The sequence below is a fragment of the Idiomarina seosinensis genome (genome assembly GCF_044797955.1).
GTDB classification, from domain to species: Bacteria; Pseudomonadota; Gammaproteobacteria; order Enterobacterales; family Alteromonadaceae; genus Idiomarina; species Idiomarina seosinensis_A.
Map to the genome: position 1 here is coordinate 1,119,248 of NZ_CP085211.1, position 21,074 is coordinate 1,140,321.

Consider the following 21,074-nt stretch of genomic DNA (forward strand, 5'->3'; position numbering starts at 1 on the left):
CGTTATGAGCGAACAAGAGACAACATTTGAACTGCACCCGCAATTAGCACAGGACAGTCTTTACTTAACAGATTGGCCATTAAGCCAGGTGCGGGTAGTTGATGACAATCAGTACCCATGGTTTATTCTGGTTCCCCGTTATAATGGCATCAGTGAGATTATTGACTTAAGCGAGCAGGACCAGCAACAACTGTGGCACGAAAGTGCCTTTTTAAGCTACTGGCTGCAGGCGGAATACCGGCCCAACAAATTAAACGTTGCAGCCCTTGGTAATGAGGTGCCACAACTGCACATGCACCATATTGCCCGTTTTAAAGACGATGTGGCCTGGCCGGCTCCGGTGTGGTCAGCAGCTGCACCGAGGCAGGCGTTAAGCGAAACAGAAGTGTTACGGTTGCGGGACATCTTCAAACAATTAAGTTTGTAGCGGTTTCTACCGGTATATTAAATTGCTGCTGAATTTTTTCGGCAAGTGCGGCCTGGGCTTTTGGCTCGCCATGAATAAGCCGGACTTTTTTTACCGGTTGGGCGGCAGAGGCGATAAAGTCGAGTAATTCAGCCTGATCGGCGTGGGCCGAGTAACCCCCAAGAGTATGAATTTGTGCCTTTATGGTTATCCGTTCGTCGTCAAAGATGACGTAGCCGCCGCGCGGGCCATAGGTCTGAATGTCACGGCCCGGAGTGCCTGCAGCCTGATAGCCGACAAACAGCACATCGGTGCGCTCATCGGGCAGTAAAGCCTTTAGGTAATTAACAACCCGGCCGCCGGCACACATGCCGCTGGCGGCAATTATAATCACCGGTTCAGCGGTGCTTTTTAGCCGGTTAACCAGGCTCAGGTGTGTTGCGTGGTCATCAATTGTATGGCAATGACGAAATTCCAGAGGGTGACGACCTTGTCTTACCTTAGCCTTGGCCTGTTGGTCCCACAACGCCTGCAATTCGCCATACAGTTCAGTAAAATCACTCGCCAGTGGCGAGTCAACCACCACCTCGGGAAAACTGTAGTGTCCGGACAGCTCCAGTTGATGCCAGATATCTTCCAGTTCGTACAGCAACTCTTGTGTCCGGCCGATACTAAACGCCGGGATTAACACGGCACCTCCATCTTTAACGCAGCGCTCAATAACCTGTTTTAACTGTTGTTGGCGCTGATCGCGTGGCTCGTGCAGGCGGTCACCGTAAGTACTTTCCAGCAACAGCAGATCAGCGGTTTCTAAGCGACTGGGGTCTGGCAACAAAGGTGTATTACGGCAGCCGATATCGCCGGAGAATACCACGACCTGCTGATCCTCCAGAAGACATTCGATAAAGGCCGAACCCATAATGTGTCCGGCATTATTAAAACGTATGGTTAAAGCAGGAGACACCTTTACCCACTGTTGATAGTCAACAGCATAAAGTTGTTCTTCAAGCTGCTGCAGAATGCCCTCAATAAGCGCGGCATTGCGGGTAACACCCACTTTTATCGCATCAGCAATCACCAGCGGTAACAGCCGGGCGGTTGCGCGCGTGCAGTAAATCGGGCCAGTAAAACCAGCGGCTAGCAAGTAAGGAATTCGACCGACATGGTCCAGATGGCTGTGAGTGACGAATAAGGCTTTGATTGCCGGATGGTAAAAATTTACTGCGGTCAGGTCTTGATCGTCGCTTTGCTTTTCGCCCTGAGCTAAACCGCAGTCAATAAGGTAGGACTCAGAGGCGCTCAGCTCTAATTCATGACAGGAGCCGGTGACCTGATCAAAACCGCCATGGTGATGAATCTGCATAAATAAGCCTCAGTGATTTCAATCGGCTTAATTTGGCACAGCCAACGGCTTATCGCAATGTGACAATTTGGGTTACTTATCGCCGAGATAATCCCATTTAGCTGTGCATTAAAGGTTACTGGTCATCGTCATCTTTTTCTATCAATTGATGATGACGTTGCTGTTCTATCAGATCTTCAATTTTACTGGCAGGTATGGGTTTGGAAAAATAGTAGCCCTGAAACAATTCGCAATTTAATGAGTTGAGATACTGCCACTGCGTATTGTTTTCCACCCCCTCGGCCAGAACGCTGAGTCCCATCGCTTTAGCCAGCGACAGTATAGAGTTTACAATAGCCACGTCATCCAGCTGGTTTGGCACATCGGTGATAAAACTGCGGTCAATTTTTAGTTCGCTCGATGTTTTTGTCAATGTCGTGAGCAAGTGCGCTCTCAGTAATCTCGAAAATCAGATGAGAAGGCTTCACCTTCGAACCTTTAAACGCCGCCTTGGTCTGACGTTCAAAGTGTTCGTATGAAAGCTGAAATTGACTGATATTAATTGCTACCTGCCAGTCAAGGCCGGGATCTTTTGTCATCCAGCTTTCCATATCTTTTATGGCGGTTTTTAAAACAAAATTACCCAGTGAAATAATCAATTTATAAGATTCGGCAATCGGTATGAAAACATCCGGCGGGATCCAACCTCGGGTGGGGTGATGCCAACGTACAAGCGCTTCGACTTTAACGATGCGCGAACTGTTATCAACGACCGGCTGATAGTGTACCGACAGCCCGTCTTCGGCCACCGCTGTGCGGAGATCCGCTTCCATGGTGACACGTTCCTGCAGCCTTCGCTCTGAATCCGCATCAAAACAGCAAATCCTGCTTTTTCCGCTTTCCTTAGCTTCATACATGGCGATATCAGCTTGCTTCATCAGCGGGTCCAGTTCGACTTGTTCCCCGGAGAAAAAGGTAATACCGATACTGGCGGATGTTTTCAGCTTGATGTCATCAATTATTACCGACTTTTCAATTTCGGTAATAATGCGTTCAGCTATATGTATGGCACGGGCTTTAGCTTCTTTATGGGTGTCGCTCAGAGATGATAATAAAACACAAAATTCGTCGCCACCCAGTCGCGCAACCGTGTCGCTGCAGGATATATAGCAAATGTGACGAAATAGTTCACATTAGGCAGAGCTAAGCGACTCAGTTGCCGACTATTAATGCATGATATCGCTGCTCTTTAATCAGTTGTTCAATGTGTTCAGCGGGTAGTGGGCGTGAAAAATAATAGCCCTGAAACTTTTCACAATTCAGTGATTTAAGATATTGCCATTGCTCATCAGTTTCTACGCCTTCGGCAACAACGCTCAATCCCATGGCTTTTGCCAGCGACAGTACCGAGTTAACAATAGCCACATCATCCAGCTGCTGCGGCACATCCCGGATAAAGCTGCGGTCGATTTTCAGTTCACCGATGGGCAGTTGCTTCAAGTAGGCCAGCGACGAGTAACCGGTACCAAAATCATCAAGAGAAAACGACAGCCCCATGGACTTCAACGCACTCATTCGGTTGATGTTGTCATCGATATCCTCGGCGACGGCACTTTCTGTTACCTCGAAAATTAAGTGTCCCGGTTTTAATGACGACTGTTTGAGTAGTGCTGAGGTCTGGCGCTTAAAGTGATCATCCGATAGCTGAAACTGACTGATGTTGATGGCCACTTGCCAGTTAAGCTCGGGCGCAATGGTCAGCCAATTTTCCATATCCTTGATAGCGGTGGTTAAAACATAATGCCCTAACGGGCTAATCAGCTGATACGCTTCGGCAATCGGGATAAAAAGATCAGGCGGGATCCATCCTTCGGTGGGATGGTTCCAGCGCACCAGTGCTTCAACCTTAACGATTCGTGAGTCGCAGTCAACCACCGGTTGATAATGTACCTCCAGAGTATTTTCTGTAAGCGCGGTGCGCAGATCCGATTCTAAGGTAAGGCGCTGAAGTAAGCGCTTTTCAGAGCTTGCATCAAAACAGCAAACCTGACGTTTACCACGCTCTTTAGCCTCATATAAGGCAATATCGGCCTGTTTCATCAAGCCATCAAGTTCAACCTGTTCGCCGCAGAAAAAACTGATACCAATACTTGCGGAGGTTTTTAGCTTGAAATCGTCGATCATTACCGGTTTTTCGACTTCGCTGATAATACGCTCAGCTATTTGTATCGCCCGCTGTTTGGCTTGCTCTGTGCAGTCACCAAGTGAGGACAATAACACGCAAAATTCATCCCCGCCTAACCGCGCAACGGTATCGCTGCAGGACAATACACTGGCCTGAATACGAGCACCCATTTCGATCAGTAATTTGTCACCAATGGTGTGGCCTAAAGAATCATTAACGTTTTTAAAATTATCCAAGTCAATAAATAGCAGGGAATGCTGCTGATTGCTCTGCGTACTTGCCAAAAACAGACTTTGCGTGCGCGCTTTCAGCAGACGACGATTCGCCAGTTGAGTCAGCGGATCAAAATAGGCCAGCTTTTCTATTTCTTCCTGTTGTTGATGAAGCGCCGAAATATCCCTGATTGAGGCAACATAGAGGGCCTCGCCGTTATGAGCGGTTTCTTTTACGGCGATTTCGACCGGGAATATGTCGCCATTCTTACGTTTAGCTGTTAATGCCCGAGCCCGGCCCATGATATCGTGTCCGGCCTCAGCTACACGGTATTGTTTCATGTAGGCATCATGGACAGCGGCATAGTTTTCCGGCATCAGCGTTTTGATGTTTTTTCCAATTAACCACTCTTTGGAGTAGCCAAAGATGTTTTCAACCGAGGGATTGCACATCTGGATAATACCAAACTGATCCGTGGTTATCAGACCATCAACCATGGTGTTCAGAATTGTGGCCTGCAACTGAGCAGACTCTTGTAGCGCCAGTTCGTTATTTTTTTGTGCGTCAATATTACTTTCTATTGCAATATATCCCTGCACTGCGCCGTTTTCATCGTTTAACGGATTGCAGTAAATGCGTACCCAGTAGGGTTCACCATCACGCGTATAATTAATGACTTCGGTTTCAAAGCCCTGCTGGTTAGCTAAAGCGTCGCCCATGGTTGCCACCGTTGCCGGGTCGGTATTTATCCCTTGCAATAAATCCCCTGGCTTTTGGCCGTAGATTTCGCTGGACTGGTAACCGGTTAGACGGGTAAAGCCATGGTTAACCCATTCCGTTTTGCCTTTTATATCCGTAATGATGACCGCGTTGGTCGTCTGACTGGCTACCGCGGAAAGATAGCTAAGCTCCTGTTGATGCTCCAGCTGCTGTTGATGCCGGACAGAGGCTTCAACAATTTGCCCAATGGCCAGCAATAACGGATTAAGAAAGCTTAACAGGTGCTGATCGTAACCCTCGCGTCGGTTAGCCAGGCCGACCATAGCCACCAGCTTGTCAGCACTGAAAATCGGAATACCTAAAAACGCTTTTAGCTTTGGATGGCCTTTAGGTAAACCCCCGCTGCGACTGTCAGTGGAGGCATCATTAGCAATAACCGGCTCGTTGCTGGTCAGGGTAGCGCCGATAAGCGACTTAAGATTATGAAACTCCAGTCCTTTGCTGGCATGCTCAGCGTACAGGGCCTGACTTTCGTCATTCCAGGCAATATCCGTAATCGCATGGGCTTTCAGGTAAGGCTGGCCGCTGGCGTCAAAGAGAACATCGCCAATAAAGCCATACTCACTGTTGGTAATTTCCAGCACGTCCTCCAGCAACATGCGAAAAGCCTGGGTGCGGTCTTCCAGCCGGATAAAGTTAGACTGGGCGCGGACAATTACCTCTGACAGGTGCTGCAGGGACTGATATTCTTCGCTTAACTGGCTACGATCGATGTGATGAATCTCACTTTCGACGGCGTCTGCTAAGTCGCGCAAGGCCTGTTTCCGGGGGCCGCTCAACTGCCCCGGTTTGTAATCGAGAATGCACAGTGTACCAATGGGATAGCCGTCTAGGGAGCGTAACACCGCTCCAGCGTAGTAACGTATCTGCGGCGCGGTGCTATCCAAAGGCTGATTAGCAAAACGTGGTTCAGCCAGTGCATCAGGCACTTCGACAATATCGCCCCGCGTTATCGCATAAGCGCAAAACGAGTTATCGAGGCTTGCTTCGGTAACGCTGAGCCCCTGTCGTGACTTAAACCATTGCCGCTGTGAATCAACTAACGAAATTAACGCAATTGGCACATCAAAGGTTTGTTGAGCCAAGCGTGTAAAACGGTCAAAACGTTCTTCTGCCGGACTGTCCAACAGTCCGGTCTTTAATAACGCCGTCAGGCGCTTTACCTCATCTTCAGGGTGTTTTGATAGTTGCATTGAGGCTGGCACCATGAATTAATGTGAGTTGCTGAAGCGTCGAATTAGCTTGTACAGGTCATCGGTGGTTTTCTGCAGACGACTACTGGACAGTGATGTTTCTTTCGCATTTTCGCTGGCGGTGCGCGAGCTATCCGCAATTTCAGTCACTTGTTGGTTAATGTGCTCGACAACACCACTTTGCTCTTCTACGGCAGAAGACATCTGCAATGCCATATCGTTGATGGACTGTACAGCCTGTAAAATTTCCTCCAGGGATTTCTCTGTTTTGCCAACCATTTCGACCCCCTGACCGGCCGCATCTTCGCCTTCCTTGGAAACTTGAACAGCATTTCCGGCCTTTTGGATAAGGTTTTCAATGATACTGTGAATACCATCGGTAGAGTCCCGGGTACGGGTAGCCAGAGTGCGGACCTCATCGGCAACAACGCTAAAGCCGCGACCGTGCTCACCGGCGCGCGCGGCTTCAATGGCAGCGTTAAGCGCCAGTAAGTTGGTTTGATCAGCAATGGCGGTAATTAGATCCGCGGCTTTGCCAATTTCATCGGTGGATTCTGAAAGCTCATGTACGGTGCTGGCGATCGCCGAAACCGACGAGCTTAACTGATGAATAGCCTGCAGGGCCTGAGCAGCAACATCGGTTCCGGTATTAACGCGAGTGGCTGCATAATCAGACTTCTCTGCACTACTTTGTACGCTGCGGCTAACTTCCTGAATAGAAGTCGACATCTCATTAATCGCCGAGGCAATGTCCTGAGTCTTTTGATTTTGCTCTTCGATTAGGGCGTTGCTGGCATCAGCCTGCTCCCGCGTCGCATGCACGATGGAATTTAGCGTTGCAACTGAGTCCTCAACGCGGGTCATGGCAGTGCGGGCCCGCGCAGCCTCGCTGAGCAACATCATTTCGAGCTGAGCTTTACTGCCGATATCCTTTGAATAGGTGGCAGCGACGACCTTCTCAGTAAAGGCATCGGGCTTAAGCTGCAGCAGTTCCTGATATTCTTTCTCGATATGCCGGTTATTGGTAAGGCATAACAGAATGCCTGTCACGATAACAGGCAGGGCTGCTGTCGGACTCAGAATAATGGCTGTGAACGCGGCGACCAGCAGACTGGGTAGCCAAATATGAGCCAGTTGCCGGCCATAAAAGCCCAGGTACTGAGCGGCAGAAAAGGGTTTCTTGCCAGCCCGCATCCGCGCATAAACCCGTTCAGCGCGCCTTTTTTGTTGCTCGCCCGGTATTACCCGCACGGACTCAAAACCAATAATGTCATCGCCATCAAATATCGGCGTCACATAAGCGCTGACCCAATAATGATCGCCGTTTTTGCGCCGGTTTTTAACCAGCCCCATCCAGGGCTTGCCCTGACTAATGGTGTTCCACATATTGGCGTAGACTGCGGGCGGCATATCAGGGTGGCGGACCAAGTTATGAGGGGCCCCCTGAAGTTCGTCGCGGGTGAAGCCGCTGACTTCTTGAAATGCCTGGTTGAAGTACTGAATATTGCCGTGTTTGTCAGTTGACGAAATCAGGCGCCGATCACTTGGGAAACGATACTCGTTCTGTGTGACAGGCTGGTTATTTCTCATTCGAAAAGATCTCTCTGGTTAACTGGCTCTGAATCAAAAATCTTAAGTTATACAATTAGCCTAGTAGGGGGGATATTAATACGCAAGGCGCGTTTAAACCATACGATTTATGTGGTTATTAACGTATGAAATTTATTAGACAAGTTTTCAGTAGTGGTGGTTTCAATCTAATTGCAGGCACCAAAATGGCCCCGGATTTTGCGAGTTAATTATAAATAAATAGAGGAAAATGGCTGAAAGCCTTTAGAATTGGTCGGCGTGAGAGGATTTGAACCTCCGACCCCTGACACCCCATGACAGTGCGCTACCAAGCTGCGCCACACGCCGACCGCGGAGCGTATATTACGGATTTAGCCGCAATAAGCAAGTATTTTCCGGGCTCTTAAAACTAACTGCTTTAAAATTAATCAGTTACCGCTGTTTTTGCTATCGTAGCTAAAACGCTTGAGGTCTTTCAAGGCATCAATCAGCACAGGTACTGTAGGATCTGCACCTTTTTTAAGTTCAAAACTGGAAAAGTCATAGACACTGAATTGGCCGGTATTATCCAGAATGGTAATATCGTCGCTGGTGTAGATAACAATATAGGGGCTGTAGGTTTCAACCAGTGGCCAGCGTTCATTGACTTTTTGTAAGCTTTTACCATTGCTGTAATTTTTCGTGCCACCGGCACAGGACATGGTTTGGGTGAGTACGGTCGGCATCAGATCCATTAATCCGGCGATAGGTCGCGCGGGAATATTGAAGCCGCGCTCGAACAGCGGTACCGCCATATTCTCGGGCATAAACTGGCGCTGTCCAAGCAATGATTCGGAAGTCGACGGGGCTAACGCGGCAATCAGCAGCTTCTGTCCCTCAGTTTGCTGTAACAGCTGGCGCAGAGAACCGATGTCCTGTTGCTGCAAAAATACGACATTAATTTGATTTCCGGTCCGGGTACGTAGATCTGCTAAAGAGTCGGACTGCCAGTCGGAATGAAATTGAGAAAGCTTTAGTTCGTCTGGCCAGTTGTCAGAGCTATGCCAGTTAACCTGCACTCCAAAGTCCTGTAGTGGCTTTAAATAAGCCGGCAGCATTTGCTGCGCTGCCAGAGTATCAAGATAAAAATCGGGTAGCCCATAAAGTAATTGAAACAGACCGCCCTGGCGGTTCGGATGTCCTAATAACTGGACCGGAGCAGGATCAACATTAAAAGCCTGACTTTGTTGTTTGACCTGACGTTGCGCATCGGCATCTAAACGGTCAAAAACAATCAAAGTGGTTGCCCGGCTGTTTTCAAATTTACTGCAAAGCAGTTGATTTTGCGGGTAGCGTAAGCTGACATTATCCGCTGCCATCAACATTTGCTGCTGAGCCTGATAACTTTGTGCGTCAATAAAACCATGTTTGGCCATCAACGTTTTTGCGGTTGTCGGATAAGACAGCGGGAACATATCGTCCTGCTGGGTGATCGGCTCGTATAATTCCGCATCAGCCCAGACATGAGTTAAATGACTACTGAAAAAGCACAACACAAAGATAGCCACAGCCGGAGCCCCAAGTCGCCGTTGCTGTAATTCCTGCAAATGCTTCCAGGTGTAGTTAGCAATCAGCAGTTGTACGCCCAGAATAACCAGGAAACCCAGCAAGGTAGCTAAGATAATCAAAAAGCTGGCACCGGTGAACACACTTTCTGCATCCTTTGCCATTTGTGCCAGAGAATAAGCGTTGAGATGATAACCGTACTGACGGAAAAATAATAAATCGGCAGTTAACGCAATAATGCCCAGCGAGCCAACTAATGCCGACCAGCCGCGCAGTATTCGCGAGTAAGGCAGTAGCAGACAAAAGGGAAAAATCAGGACAATAAAAAAGACAAAGGGCAAGAACGCAAAATGGCCAATCCAGTTGACCAGGGTATACAGGGTGCCAATGGCCGAGTCGGACGGTGGGGTGGCTTCGATATAAAGCGCACCCAGTATCAGACAGAGAATAATGTTGATAAAGGTAAACCAATGACCCCAACTGATCAGCCGGGCGATCTTATCGCGGCGTTGGTGTTTTCCCATTCTTAATTATTCCCGTGATACACTATAGGTGATAAGTCTAACACAGCGATTTTGCAAGGATAGTCCCGCATATGCAACTACGCATTGAAAACAGCATTATTCACGAGTTTTACCGCCATGACGAACAAATGGGCCTGCGGCTTGCACCGGAAGCCTTGCCCGAAGACGAGCAACTGCATGAATTACTGGAAGAATTAACTCAGGTTTATGTTAATAAACCGGCTAAAGGCTACGCCAGTTTCCTGACTGAAGCCGACGATGGCGAGCGCAGTCAGTTTCCGGATATTTTAAAACAGTGGCAGCAAGATGAATTGCAATTTGTTGAGTTCAGTCAGCAGGCGAGTCGATTGTTATTGCAGCAGCTGCAAAATTACAAAATGCTGGAAGCCGGTTTTCTGCTGATTACCCGCTATCAGCACCTCAGCACGGATTATCTGCTGGTGGCATTTTTGCCGGTCAAAGAAGGGGTGTCAATTAACCCGGATTTGGCCGTTAACAAGTCATCACAGCTGGATATCAGCAAAGTACAGCTGGCTGCGCGTATTGATTTAACGGAATGGGCTACTAATCGTGATAGCGAGCGCTATATTTCGTTTATTAAAGGCCGCGCAGGGCGCAAAGTCTCGGATTTCTTTCTCGACTTCTTAGGTTGTACTGAGCGTCTGAACTCAAAATCGCAGACGCAGACGCTAATTGAAGCGGTTAACGAATACGGTCAACAGGCCGAGCTTGAGCCTCAACAACGTCAGTCGCTGAATGCTGTAGCTTATGAATATTGTGATCAACAGTGGAAGCAGGGTGAGGATGTCCGGGTTAAGGATTTGTCTGAGCACTTTGCTCAGGCTCAGCCCGCCGACAAAAGCTTTGCCGATTTTAGTCGCGACTATGCCGAGCAGCAACAGGCTGAGCTGCCTGAAGAATTTCCGGCGGATAAGTCGACACTACGCAAGCTGGTTAAGTTTCAGGGCCAGGGCGGTGGTGTCAGTGTCGGCTTTGATCATACTCAGCTGGGCGAGCGTATTGATTATGATGCCGCTACGGATACGCTGACAATTCATGGCACGCCACCTAACCTTCGTGATCAATTAAGACGTTATTTCGGTATTGATAGTTAATCGGTGCGGTTATTTGAAGGTGAAAAGAAAACGCCGGCTTTAAGCCGGCGTTTGTTAAGTATGTTTTAGTAAGTAAAACCACTACTTGTCGGTGGTGCCCGGAACAATATTGGAGGCATGCAGGCCTTTAGGCCCTTCTTCCAATTCAAACTCGACGGTTTGACCGGCTTTAAGAGTGCGATACCCCTCCATATCGATGGTGGAGTAGTGTGCGAAGATGTCACCTTCACGGTCCTGACTCTCAATAAAGCCAAAGCCTTTTGAGTTATTGAACCATTTCACTTTTCCGGTAGCCATACTTCTACTTCCTTCTTTTGCAACAGAGAATTTTTTTTATTATTAGAGTACTCGCAGTGCCAACTTGAAATTGATCGATGTCAGCACCATGTCTACTCTAGGAAATGCAGGGTAATAGTCAAGCATTTGTGGTGAAAAAACCAACATTTTTGTTAATGCTTTTCGAATAAAATACCAAAGACCCGTAACAAATACACTATAGTGATAATAGGTTATTGATACATGAGTCAGTCTGACCATCAGCATCTCTTTGATTTAGAAGAGAAAGAAAAACAGGAGCCTAAGCCTCCTTCGATGTATAAAGTTATCCTGAACAACGATGACTACACACCGATGGATTTTGTCATTGAAGTGTTGATGAAATTTTTTAAGATGGATTCGGAACGTGCTACCGACACAATGTTGCAGGTGCACTATAAAGGGAAAGCCGTCTGCGGGGTTTATTCCGCAGAAATTGCAGAGACAAAAGTCGTACAGGTCAACCAATATGCGCGCGAAAATCAGCATCCTTTGTTATGTACAATGGAGCAGGAATAAGCCAGCATGGCGGTAAGGAGTGGTAAATGTTAAATAAAGCCCTTGAATTAACGTTAAACGATGCCTTTCGTTTAGCGCGCGAACGTCACCATGAACTGATGACCGTGGAGCACCTGTTAGTCGCATTGCTGGAAAACCCTGATGCCGCAGATGTTTTGCGAGCTTGTGGTGCTAATTTTGAGCAGCTGAAAGAAGAGTTGCTCAGCTATATCGATCGCAGTACCCCGGCCTTTGAAAGCGCTGACGAAACAACGGATACGCAACCTACACTGGGCTTTCAACGGGTATTGCAACGAGCCGTTTTTCATGTGCAGTCATCGGGTAATGCGGAAGTAACCGGTGCTAACGTGTTGGTGGCAATTTTTAGTGAACAAGAATCACAGGCTGTTTACTTACTGAACAAATACGAAATCACCCGGTTGGATATTGTTAATTACATTTCGCACGGCAGTTCGCGCATGGAAGATGAAGCTGGCGATGATGATGAGCCGGTTGACGAGGAAGAAGCTGCCGAGATGCAGGAAGATCAAAAAAGCCATTTAAAGCGCTTTTGCAGCAATCTTAATATGCAGGCAAAAGAAGGCCGCATCGATCCCCTCATTGGCCGTGACTTCGAGGTAGAGCGCTGTGCGCAGATACTTTGCCGGCGACGTAAAAATAACCCGCTATTGGTTGGTGAGGCGGGTGTCGGTAAAACGGCAATAGCTGAGGGTCTTGCGTATCGCATTGTTAACAATAACGTACCCGAAATTCTTCAGGACGCGGTGATTTATTCCCTTGATATGGGCGGCCTGCTGGCTGGTACAAAATATCGCGGAGACTTCGAAAAACGCTTCAAACAGTTGCTTAAAGAACTTAGTGAGCGCGAAAACGCCATTTTGTTTATTGACGAAATACACACTATTATCGGTGCCGGTGCGGCCAGTGGTGGTGTTCTTGACGCTTCCAATTTGTTAAAGCCGTTACTTTCCAGTGGCCAGCTTAAATGCATTGGCTCGACCACTTATACTGAGTTTAAAAACGTTTTCGAAAAAGATCGCGCCCTGGTGCGTCGATTCCAGAAAGTTGATGTTATCGAACCTTCAGTCGAGGATACGACAAAAATCCTGATGGGGCTGAAGGATCGGTACGAAAGTCATCACGGTATTCGCTATACGCAACCGGCGATTAAAGCCGCTGCTGAGCTTTCGGCTAAATACATTAACGAACGCCATTTGCCGGATAAAGCCATTGATGTGATGGATGAAGCAGGCGCCTCACAGCGCTTACTGCCGCCGTCCAAACGCCGTAAAACCGTGGGTGTGCAGGACATTGAAACTATTATCGCCAAAATCGCCCGTATTCCCGAGCAATCGGTTTCGCGGACCGATCAGGATGTTCTGCAACAGCTGGATCGTAACCTGAAAATGGTGGTCTTTGGTCAGGATGAAGCCATTGATAAACTGACATCAGCGATTCGCCTGTCGCGCTCGGGCCTTGGTAATGAGCAACAACCGATCGGTTCATTTTTGTTTGCCGGCCCGACTGGGGTAGGTAAAACTGAGGTGACCCAGCAGCTTGCCAAGGCGATGGGTATCGAATTGGTGCGTTTTGACATGTCCGAATACATGGAACGTCATGCTGTCAGCCGTTTGATTGGCGCCCCTCCGGGCTACGTTGGTTTTGATCAGGGCGGCCTGTTAACAGACTCGGTAATCAAGCAACCGCATTGTGTGTTGTTGCTGGATGAGATCGAAAAGGCACACCCGGATGTGTTTAACATTCTGCTACAGGTAATGGATAACGGAACCTTAACGGACAATAATGGCCGTAAAGCTGATTTCCGTAATGTCATTATCGTTATGACGACTAACGCTGGTGTCCGTGAAACTGTTCGCAAGTCTATTGGCTTTAAACAGCAGGACCACAGTCACGATGCGATGGCCGAAATTAACCGTACCTTTACTCCGGAATTCCGTAACCGGCTGGATAGCATTGTCTGGTTTAATCATCTGGATGAAGAAGTTATCAAGCAGGTGGTTGATAAGTTTATTACCGAACTGCAGGCGCAGCTGGATCGTAAAGGCGTATCGCTGGAGGTTGATCAGGCGGCAATGGACTGGCTTGCCGCTAAAGGTTACGACAAACAAATGGGAGCGCGGCCAATGGGGCGTGTTATCCAGGAGAACGTGAAGAAAACACTAGCCAATGAAATTTTATTTGGTCAGTTAACTCGCGGTGGCCGGGTGGTTGTTTCTAAAGGCGCCGGTGATGAATTAACCTTTGATTACGACAGCAGTAACGAGGCGGTCGAAAGTTAGTTGCCGGAGTCGCTGCAGTACAAACCGGACAAGGAAAACAAAAAAGCTGCTTGAAAAGCAGCTTTTTTTTTATGACTTATTAGCTTAACGGGCGCGGAAGACGATGCGTCCTTTACTGAGATCGTAAGGAGTTAATTGAACCGTTACTGTGTCGCCGGTTAAAATACGAATATAGTGCTTACGCATTTTACCTGAGATGTGTGCAGTAACGACATGCCCGTTTTCCAGCTCAACACGGAACATTGTATTCGGCAAGGTATCTAGTACGGTGCCCTGCATTTCAATGCTGTCTTCTTTCGCCATTAATATCCTCTGATTTTCTGGTTATTGTGCGTTTTCGCACGACTGTCTTAACGTTTGGTTGATTTTACCGCTTTTTGCCAGTGATTGCCAATGAGTCGTTCATTTGGGGTAAACCGGGCTTTATAATTCATCTTTTGACACTCGTCGATTTGGTAGCCTAAGTACAAATAATCTTTGTTGCGTTGCTGACACAAGTCAATAAGTTGCAATATTGCATAAGTGCCTAAAGAACGCGCCGCTAGCTGCGGATGAAAAAAGGTGTACATCGCCGACAGAGCATCGGGTACGGCATCAATGACTGAAACCATCACCAGATTCTGATCGGCATCGCGCCATTCGATGTATTCCGGTGTCATCCAGTCGCAGTCGCACCAGTACCAGAAGCCCTCGGCATCGGGGGGATACATTCCGCCATCGCGGTGGCGCTGTTCGATAAACTGGCAAAACAGCGCGCTGTAATCAGCAGCCGGTTGCTGCACGGTGCGCCTTACCAGATCCTTGTTGTTGTTGATCACCCGACGCTGATTTTTACTGTAACTGAATTCATTCGCCAACACCCTTATCGACTGGCAGGCCTGACATAAACGACAATAGGGGCGGTAGACATCATTGTGCGAGCGCCGAAAACCGTGCTGCAGCAGATATTGATAGCGTTCGGTATTCATTGCACATTGCTGGTCGGGTACGGCGACGATCAGACGCTCGTTCTGATCCTGTAAATATCCACAGGCTGTTTCGCGGGTAATGCCAAACTGCATCGTCATAAGGCGACCTGGGGCAATTGTCGTGTTATCCAAAAATCCTGGGGCATTTGCTGCTGCGCTGCCAGCTGCAGGCGGTTTAAAAAACTGTCCCGGTCGATTTCACAGGCCCCCAACGAGGTTAAATGTGGGTTGCTGACCTGGCAGTCGATCAATAAGCCGCCGGCTGCAGCAAAGTGTTCAGCAAAGACTTTTAAGGCAACTTTTGAGGCGTTGGTGTAACGGTGAAACATACTCTCACCACAAAAAGCGCGGCCCACCGCAATACCATAAAGTCCGCCAACCAATTGCCCGTCTAGCCATACTTCGACGGAATGTGCATTGCCCAGCTGATGCAGCTGTTGGTATGCATCTTTCATAGTATCGGTAATCCAGGTGCCTTCCTGATCAGAACGAATCTCAGCGCAGGCCTGGACAACCAACGCGAAGTTACGGTTAATGGTAACGCGCCAGTTTTCTTTACGCAGTGCTTTGCGCAAACTTTTTGAACAGTGGATGCTGTCGGGTAAAAAAACAGCACGGGGATCGGGTGACCACCAAAGGATCGGGTCATCGGCACCGAACCATGGGAAAATACCTTGCCGGTAGGCATGCATTAAGCGTGCGGGGGATAAATCTCCGCCAACCGCCAGCAGACCATTGGGTTCATGCAGGGCGGTTGCCGGAGGGGGAAAGCTGATTGAGCGACTGTTTAACTGAACTATCATAGGCGCTCAATCATAAGTGCTCAATCAGGGCCTTCATTGAGTTAACGCATCAAGGTAACGTTCGGCATCCAACGCAGCCATGCAGCCACTGCCAGCTGAGGTAATTGCCTGGCGATAGATGTGGTCCATTACGTCACCGGCGGCAAATACGCCGGGTACGCTGGTGGCAGTAGCATTACCTTCTGTACCACTTTGTACCTTAATATAGCCATTGAGCATATCCAGCTGACCATCAAAAATACCGGTATTGGGTTGGTGACCAATGGCAATAAAGCAGCCGGCAACGTCCAGCTCGCTGAAATCGCCGTTTTCAGTATCTTTAATGCGTACCCCGGTAACGCCCGTTTCGTCACCTAAAACTTCATCCAGCGTTTTGTTCAGGTGAAAGGTTACGTTGCCGTCACGCTCTTTATCACGCAGCCGGTCGACCAGGATCTTTTCAGCGCGGAAAGTATCACGGCGATGAATAACGTGAACTTCGCTGGCAATATTAGACAGATAAAGCGCTTCTTCAACAGCGGTATTTCCGCCACCGACAACGCAGACTTTCTGTTTTTTATAAAAGAAACCGTCACAGGTCGCACAGGCAGAAACGCCTTTACCCATAAACTCCTGCTCGGAATCAAGGCCCAGATATTTTGCCGAAGCGCCGGTGCTGATGATGACCGCATCGGCGGTGTACTCACCGGTATCACCGGTTAACCGGAACGGCCGCTGAGAAAAATCAACGCCACTAATATGGTCAAAAACCATTTCGGTGTTAAAACGTTCCGCATGTTGTTGCATACGAACCATTAAGTCGGGACCGGTCAGACCCTCTGGGTCGCCTGGCCAGTTTTCGACATCGGTGGTGGTGGTCAACTGACCACCTTGTTGCATACCGGTAACCAGTACCGGATCCAAATTAGCGCGAGCTGCATACACAGCGGCAGTGTAACCGGCCGGGCCTGAGCCTAAAATTAACAACTTACAATGTTTAGCTTCTGCCATCGGTAACTCCTAGATGTTTATTCTGCTGATTAACACGCTTAACCTTGTAATGCTTCACGCGGGTCCTGATAAGACAGTCCCAGTTGTTCACCCAGGTCATCATGCACCGCTTTATAGGTGATTTTGCCTTTGTGCATGTTAAGTCCACGCAATAGGTGTTCATTTTGCAGCATTGCTTTAACGCCTTGGTTCGCCAGAGCAATACCATAAGGCAGGGTTGCATTGTTAAGAGCAATGGTCGAGGTGCGGGCAACGCCACCGGGCATATTCGCTACACAGTAGTGCACCACATCATCGATAATGTAAACAGGATCCTGGTGAGTCGTTGCTTTTGAAGTCTCAAAACAGCCACCCTGGTCGATAGCTACATCAACCAGCACAGATCCGGGTTTCATATTACTGATGTTCTCGCGGGTCAGCAACTTAGGTGCTGCCGCTCCGGGAATTAATACCGCACCCACAACCAGGTCGGCTTCACGAGAGTATTTGTCAATGGCGTCAACAGTTGAGTAAACGGTTTTAACACGGCCGCTGAAAATATCGTCCAGTTCGCGCAGGCGCGGCAGTGAGCGGTCCAGAATAGTGACATCTGCGCCCATACCAATCGCCATCTTAGCGGCATTGGTACCGACAACACCGCCGCCGATGATCAAAACGGTACCCGGTGCTACCCCGGGAACGCCGCCCAGCAAGGTACCGCTACCGCCATGGGCTTTTTCCAGATAATGAGCGCCGGCCTGAACGGACATACGACCGGCCACTTCGCTCATTGGTGCCAGCAGTGGCAGACCGTTGCGATTATCGGTTACGGTTTCGTAAGCAATAGCGGTACACTTAGAGCGGGCCAAAAGCTCGGTCTGAGTCGGATCCGGCGCCAAATGCAAAAAGGTGTATAAGATTTGGCCTTCGCGCAACATCTTGCACTCGTCAGGCTGCGGTTCTTTTACCTTAACAATCATGTCGGCGCGGGCAAAGATCTCTTCGGCGGTGTCAACAATGCTGGCACCAGCTTCTAGGTACTGCTCGTTGGTAAAACCAATGGCGGCGCCACCGTTATTTTCGATAATAACATCGTGACCGTTCTCGACGTATTCGCGCACGGTTGAAGGAGTTAAACCGATGCGGTATTCGTGGTTTTTAATTTCTTTAGGTACACCAATCAGCATGTGACAGCCTCTAATTTTCAGTAATAACAAGAGTGAATTTCTGCGGCAGATTATAGACGGAAAATGGGCTGTATGACGCACTTTTTTTATAGTACTAATTAGTGTTATATTTTACCAACAGTGTTTTTTATAGATAAAAATTATGTTTGTTGCCGAAGAACCTGCAGAAATTACTATTGACCGAATTGACCGTAAAATATTGCGGCTACTTCAGCAAGACGGGCGTATATCGAACGTCTCTTTGGCCCGCCAGATAGGGCTTAGCGCCACGGCCTGTCTGGAACGGGTGCGTAAGCTCGAGCGCGAGGGGGTAATCGAAAGCTATCATGCGAAAATTAACCCGGCAAAGCTAGGCGCAAACCTAATGGTATTTGTCGAAATCACCCTGACCCGAACTTCGGCTGATGCTTTTGCCCAGTTCAGTACCGCCGCCCGTGAAACCGATGAAATACTGGAATGCCACCTGGTTGCCGGCGATTTTGACTTTCTGATAAAAGCCCGGGTGCCTGACATGCGTGCTTACCGTAAATTACTCGGGGAAACACTGCTGACTATGCCGGGTGTTGATGAATCGCGTACCTATGTAGTCATGGAAGAGGTCAAACAAGAAAATAAAGTCTTAGTAAAGGGCTAACATTCAGCGTCAGTTTCGCTACAATCACTGCAACCGCAGGATATAACGACAATAACAGGACTTTTTAAGCACACAATGACAGGTGTACAACGATTACTCGAAGCGGGTTTATTGATCAGCGGCGCGCTAGCCATTTTTATTTTTCTCGCGCTGGTCAGTTTTAATCCGGCTGATCCCAGCTGGTCTCAAACCGGCTTTGAAGGCAGCATTCATAACGCTGGCGGCGCCGTCGGCGCGTGGACTGCTGATGTGCTGTTATTCACCTTTGGTTTTGTTGCTTACCTGATACCCTTTGCCTTTGCCGGGCTGGGCTACCTGTTATTCCGCCAGACCCACAAGTTATTAGAGTTAGATTACCTGGCCGTAAGCCTGCGCCTGGTGGGGGCCTTATTGACCCTGATTGGCGCTTCGGCCTTAGCTTCAATCAATTTTAACGATATTTATTATTTTTCAGCCGGCGGCGTGCTGGGCGATGTTATTGCCGCTTCGGTAATGCCCTATCTGAACTTCGTCGGTTCAACGTTATTATTACTGACCTTTTTAGCAACCGGTATTACCCTGGTAACGGGTGTCAGCTGGCTGCAAATTGCCGATAAACTCGGCGAATGGACCATAAACGGTGTGCTATGGCTGGTGCAATGGCTACGGAACATTGTGCAACGTGAGAGCGATCACTCTACGGCCACCACCGCGGTGACCGAACAGACTAGCGCCGGCGAGGGGCTGTCAGATGAAGAGGTCACAGCAAGCAAAGCTGAACCGACGCTGAATCTGCCTTCCTTAAGTGCGATAGATACCGAGCATGAAGCCACCGATGAGGCCATCAGTGCGGTAGTGGCAAAGCAGGCAGTTGAACAGAGCGATGAGCCCTCCGAACAGAGTCCACAAGACGAACCGCCACGTTTTTCTAAACAAGCGGCCAGCAAAAAGCAGCAGTCCGATGGTGCCGTAGTCGCGAAACGACAATCCATTACCCCGGCCGAACCGCGGGCGAACGATCTGCCCCCACTGCCTTCGATTGAGTTACTTGACCGGCCCAACAAAACTGAACATCCCATTAGCCAGGAAGAGCTGGACCAGGTTTCCCGCACCGTGGAAGCTGTATTAAAAGATTTCGGTGTTGATGTGCGCGTAGCCCACGTGCAGCCTGGCCCGGTAATTACACGGTTTGAGTTGGATCTGGCGCCCGGGGTTAAGGTTTCAAAAATATCGAATTTGGCAAAAGACATTGCGCGCACCCTCTCTGCCATTGCCGTGCGGGTGGTGGAAGTTATTCCCGGTAAATCCTACGTCGGCCTTGAATTACCCAATAAGCACCGCGAAATAGTGCAGTTAAGTGAAGTCATTAATTGCGATGCTTTCCAAAACAGTACTTCACCGTTAACCATGATCCTGGGCAAGAACATTGCCGGAGGCCCGGTTATCGTTGATTTGGCGAAAATGCCGCACTTACTGGTGGCAGGGACCACGGGTTCAGGTAAGTCGGTCGGTGTTAACGTCATGATCCTGAGCCTGTTATATAAAAGCACACCGGAAGATGTGCGGCTGATTATGATTGACCCGAAAATGCTGGAATTGTCGGTGTATGAAGGCATCCCGCACCTGCTGACCGAAGTGGTAACCGATATGAAAGACGCAGCTAATGCGCTGCGTTGGTGTGTGGGCGAAATGGAACGCCGCTATAAACTGATGTCGGCGCTGGGTGTGCGCAATTTAAAAGGCTATAACGCCAAAGTGGTTGCCGCCCGGGAAGCCGGCGAGCCCCTTAAAGACCCGATCTGGAAGCCCGGTGATTCCATGGATGAAATGCCACCCGAGCTGGAAAAGCTGCCCAATATCGTGGTGGTAATTGACGAATTCGCCGACATGATGATGATTGTCGGTAAAAAAGTTGAGGAATTAATTGCCCGCATCGCCCAAAAAGCCCGTGCCGCCGGTATTCACCTGGTGCTGGCCACGCAACGGCCGTCAGTGGATGTAATTACTGGCTTAATTAAAGCGAATATTCCAACCCGTATTGCCTTTCAGGTATCTTCGAAGGTGGATTCGCGGACCATTCTGGACCAGCCCGGCGCTGACCAGTTGCTGGGGCAGGGTGATATGCTGTATTTACCGCCGGGCAGTGGTTCGCCGGTACGTGTGCACGGTGCTTTTGTTGATGACCATGAGGTACATGCGGTGGTTGCCGACTGGAAAAAACGCGGTTCACCCAACTATCTGGACGAAATTTTATCCGGAGACCAGGGCGAGGAAGCACTGTTGCCCGGAGAGCAAAGTGAGGATGAAGATGGCGAGTCGGATCCGCTTTATGATGAGGCAGTGGCCTTTATTACCGAATCGCAGCGGGTCTCGGTGTCCAGTGTACAGCGAAAATTCCGGATTGGTTACAACCGGGCGGCACGCATTGTCGAACAAATGGAGCTATCAGGTGTCGTAACCAGTGCCGGTAATAACGGTCAACGTGAAGTGCTGGCACCACCACCGGTACGTTAGTTTCATGATAAGGA

General features: G+C 49.0%; 18 protein-coding genes, 1 tRNA gene and 1 pseudogene. 6 read left to right on the forward strand and 14 right to left on the reverse strand.

The annotated features are described in order from the left end of the window. The first annotated feature begins 4 nt into the window (after positions 1-4). Positions 5-427, forward strand: coding sequence for an HIT domain-containing protein (locus tag LG288_RS05330; protein ID WP_404402766.1), 423 nt, complete (start codon positions 5-7; stop codon positions 425-427). Here LG288_RS05330 and LG288_RS05335 read toward each other — a convergent pair. The 8 genes and pseudogenes from LG288_RS05335 to LG288_RS05370 all read right to left on the reverse strand — a co-directional run bounded on the left by LG288_RS05335 (position 408) and on the right by LG288_RS05370 (position 9,757). Further along, on the reverse strand, positions 408-1,769 hold the full coding sequence (locus tag LG288_RS05335; RefSeq protein ID WP_404402768.1) for an MBL fold metallo-hydrolase RNA specificity domain-containing protein: 1,362 nt from the start codon (positions 1,767-1,769) through the stop codon (positions 408-410). The genes LG288_RS05330 and LG288_RS05335 overlap by 20 nt on opposite strands. 115 nt (positions 1,770-1,884) lie before the next feature. Further along, positions 1,885-2,181: an EAL domain-containing protein gene (locus LG288_RS05340; RefSeq protein ID WP_404402770.1), complete on the reverse strand. Its 297-nt coding sequence runs from the start codon at positions 2,179-2,181 to the stop codon at positions 1,885-1,887. Then, positions 2,150-2,686 carry an EAL domain-containing protein gene (locus tag LG288_RS05345; protein WP_404402772.1) on the reverse strand — a complete coding sequence of 179 codons (537 nt, stop codon included), beginning with the start codon at positions 2,684-2,686 and terminating at the stop codon, positions 2,150-2,152. Before LG288_RS05345 ends, LG288_RS05340 begins: the two co-directional genes overlap by 32 nt. Then, positions 2,687-2,923, reverse strand: a pseudogene (locus LG288_RS05350) (diguanylate cyclase domain-containing protein); the annotation flags it as partial. 37 nt (positions 2,924-2,960) lie between these two features. Continuing rightward, positions 2,961-6,119, reverse strand: coding sequence for an EAL domain-containing protein (locus LG288_RS05355; protein WP_404402774.1), 3,159 nt, complete (start codon positions 6,117-6,119; stop codon positions 2,961-2,963). 18 nt (positions 6,120-6,137) lie between these two features. Continuing rightward, the gene (locus tag LG288_RS05360) at positions 6,138-7,709 is read right to left on the reverse strand and encodes a methyl-accepting chemotaxis protein (RefSeq protein WP_404402776.1); all 1,572 of its coding nucleotides are present in this window, start codon (positions 7,707-7,709) and stop codon (positions 6,138-6,140) included. 250 nt (positions 7,710-7,959) lie between these two features. Beyond that, a tRNA-Pro gene (locus LG288_RS05365) sits at positions 7,960-8,036 on the reverse strand. 80 nt (positions 8,037-8,116) lie between these two features. Next, positions 8,117-9,757, reverse strand: a complete 1,641-nt coding sequence (locus tag LG288_RS05370; protein WP_404402778.1) for a DUF3413 domain-containing protein — start codon at positions 9,755-9,757, stop codon at positions 8,117-8,119. Positions 9,758-9,828: 71 nt separating this feature from the next. On the opposite strand from LG288_RS05370, the gene yejK reads away from it, so the two are divergent. After that, positions 9,829-10,872: a nucleoid-associated protein YejK gene (yejK, locus tag LG288_RS05375; RefSeq protein ID WP_404402780.1), complete on the forward strand. Its 1,044-nt coding sequence runs from the start codon at positions 9,829-9,831 to the stop codon at positions 10,870-10,872. Between the two features lie 81 nt (positions 10,873-10,953). On the opposite strand, the gene cspD is transcribed toward yejK, so the two are convergent. Further along, positions 10,954-11,169: a cold shock domain-containing protein CspD gene (gene cspD, locus LG288_RS05380; protein ID WP_404402782.1), complete on the reverse strand. Its 216-nt coding sequence runs from the start codon at positions 11,167-11,169 to the stop codon at positions 10,954-10,956. A gap of 222 nt (positions 11,170-11,391) precedes the next feature. On the opposite strand from cspD, the gene clpS reads away from it, so the two are divergent. Further along, complete coding sequence (clpS, locus tag LG288_RS05385) at positions 11,392-11,706, forward strand: ATP-dependent Clp protease adapter ClpS (protein WP_404402784.1); 315 nt, start codon at positions 11,392-11,394, stop codon at positions 11,704-11,706. Between the two features lie 26 nt (positions 11,707-11,732). Continuing rightward, positions 11,733-14,006: an ATP-dependent Clp protease ATP-binding subunit ClpA gene (gene clpA / locus LG288_RS05390; protein WP_404402786.1), complete on the forward strand. Its 2,274-nt coding sequence runs from the start codon at positions 11,733-11,735 to the stop codon at positions 14,004-14,006. A gap of 84 nt (positions 14,007-14,090) precedes the next feature. Here clpA and infA read toward each other — a convergent pair whose 3' ends face one another. From infA to ald, 5 genes are read right to left on the reverse strand one after another with little or no spacing between them, the layout of a single operon-like run. Beyond that, complete coding sequence (infA, locus tag LG288_RS05395; protein WP_071463778.1) at positions 14,091-14,309, reverse strand: translation initiation factor IF-1; 219 nt, start codon at positions 14,307-14,309, stop codon at positions 14,091-14,093. Between the two features lie 47 nt (positions 14,310-14,356). Further along, on the reverse strand, positions 14,357-15,073 hold the full coding sequence (locus LG288_RS05400; protein WP_404402788.1) for an arginyltransferase: 717 nt from the start codon (positions 15,071-15,073) through the stop codon (positions 14,357-14,359). Next, positions 15,070-15,777: a leucyl/phenylalanyl-tRNA--protein transferase gene (gene aat, locus LG288_RS05405; protein ID WP_404402790.1), complete on the reverse strand. Its 708-nt coding sequence runs from the start codon at positions 15,775-15,777 to the stop codon at positions 15,070-15,072. Before aat ends, LG288_RS05400 begins: the two co-directional genes overlap by 4 nt. A 33-nt stretch (positions 15,778-15,810) precedes the next feature. Next, positions 15,811-16,767, reverse strand: coding sequence for a thioredoxin-disulfide reductase (gene trxB / locus LG288_RS05410; protein WP_404402792.1), 957 nt, complete (start codon positions 16,765-16,767; stop codon positions 15,811-15,813). A 38-nt stretch (positions 16,768-16,805) separates the two neighbouring features. Continuing rightward, on the reverse strand, positions 16,806-17,933 hold the full coding sequence (ald, locus tag LG288_RS05415) for an alanine dehydrogenase (RefSeq protein ID WP_404402794.1): 1,128 nt from the start codon (positions 17,931-17,933) through the stop codon (positions 16,806-16,808). A gap of 142 nt (positions 17,934-18,075) precedes the next feature. Here ald and lrp point away from each other — a divergent pair, with 142 nt between their 5' ends. Both lrp and LG288_RS05425 read left to right on the forward strand, forming a co-directional pair. Continuing rightward, positions 18,076-18,567, forward strand: a complete 492-nt coding sequence (lrp, locus tag LG288_RS05420; protein ID WP_404402796.1) for a leucine-responsive transcriptional regulator Lrp — start codon at positions 18,076-18,078, stop codon at positions 18,565-18,567. 75 nt (positions 18,568-18,642) lie between these two features. Continuing rightward, complete coding sequence (locus tag LG288_RS05425; RefSeq protein WP_404402798.1) at positions 18,643-21,060, forward strand: DNA translocase FtsK; 2,418 nt, start codon at positions 18,643-18,645, stop codon at positions 21,058-21,060. Positions 21,061-21,074: the final 14 nt, after the last annotated feature.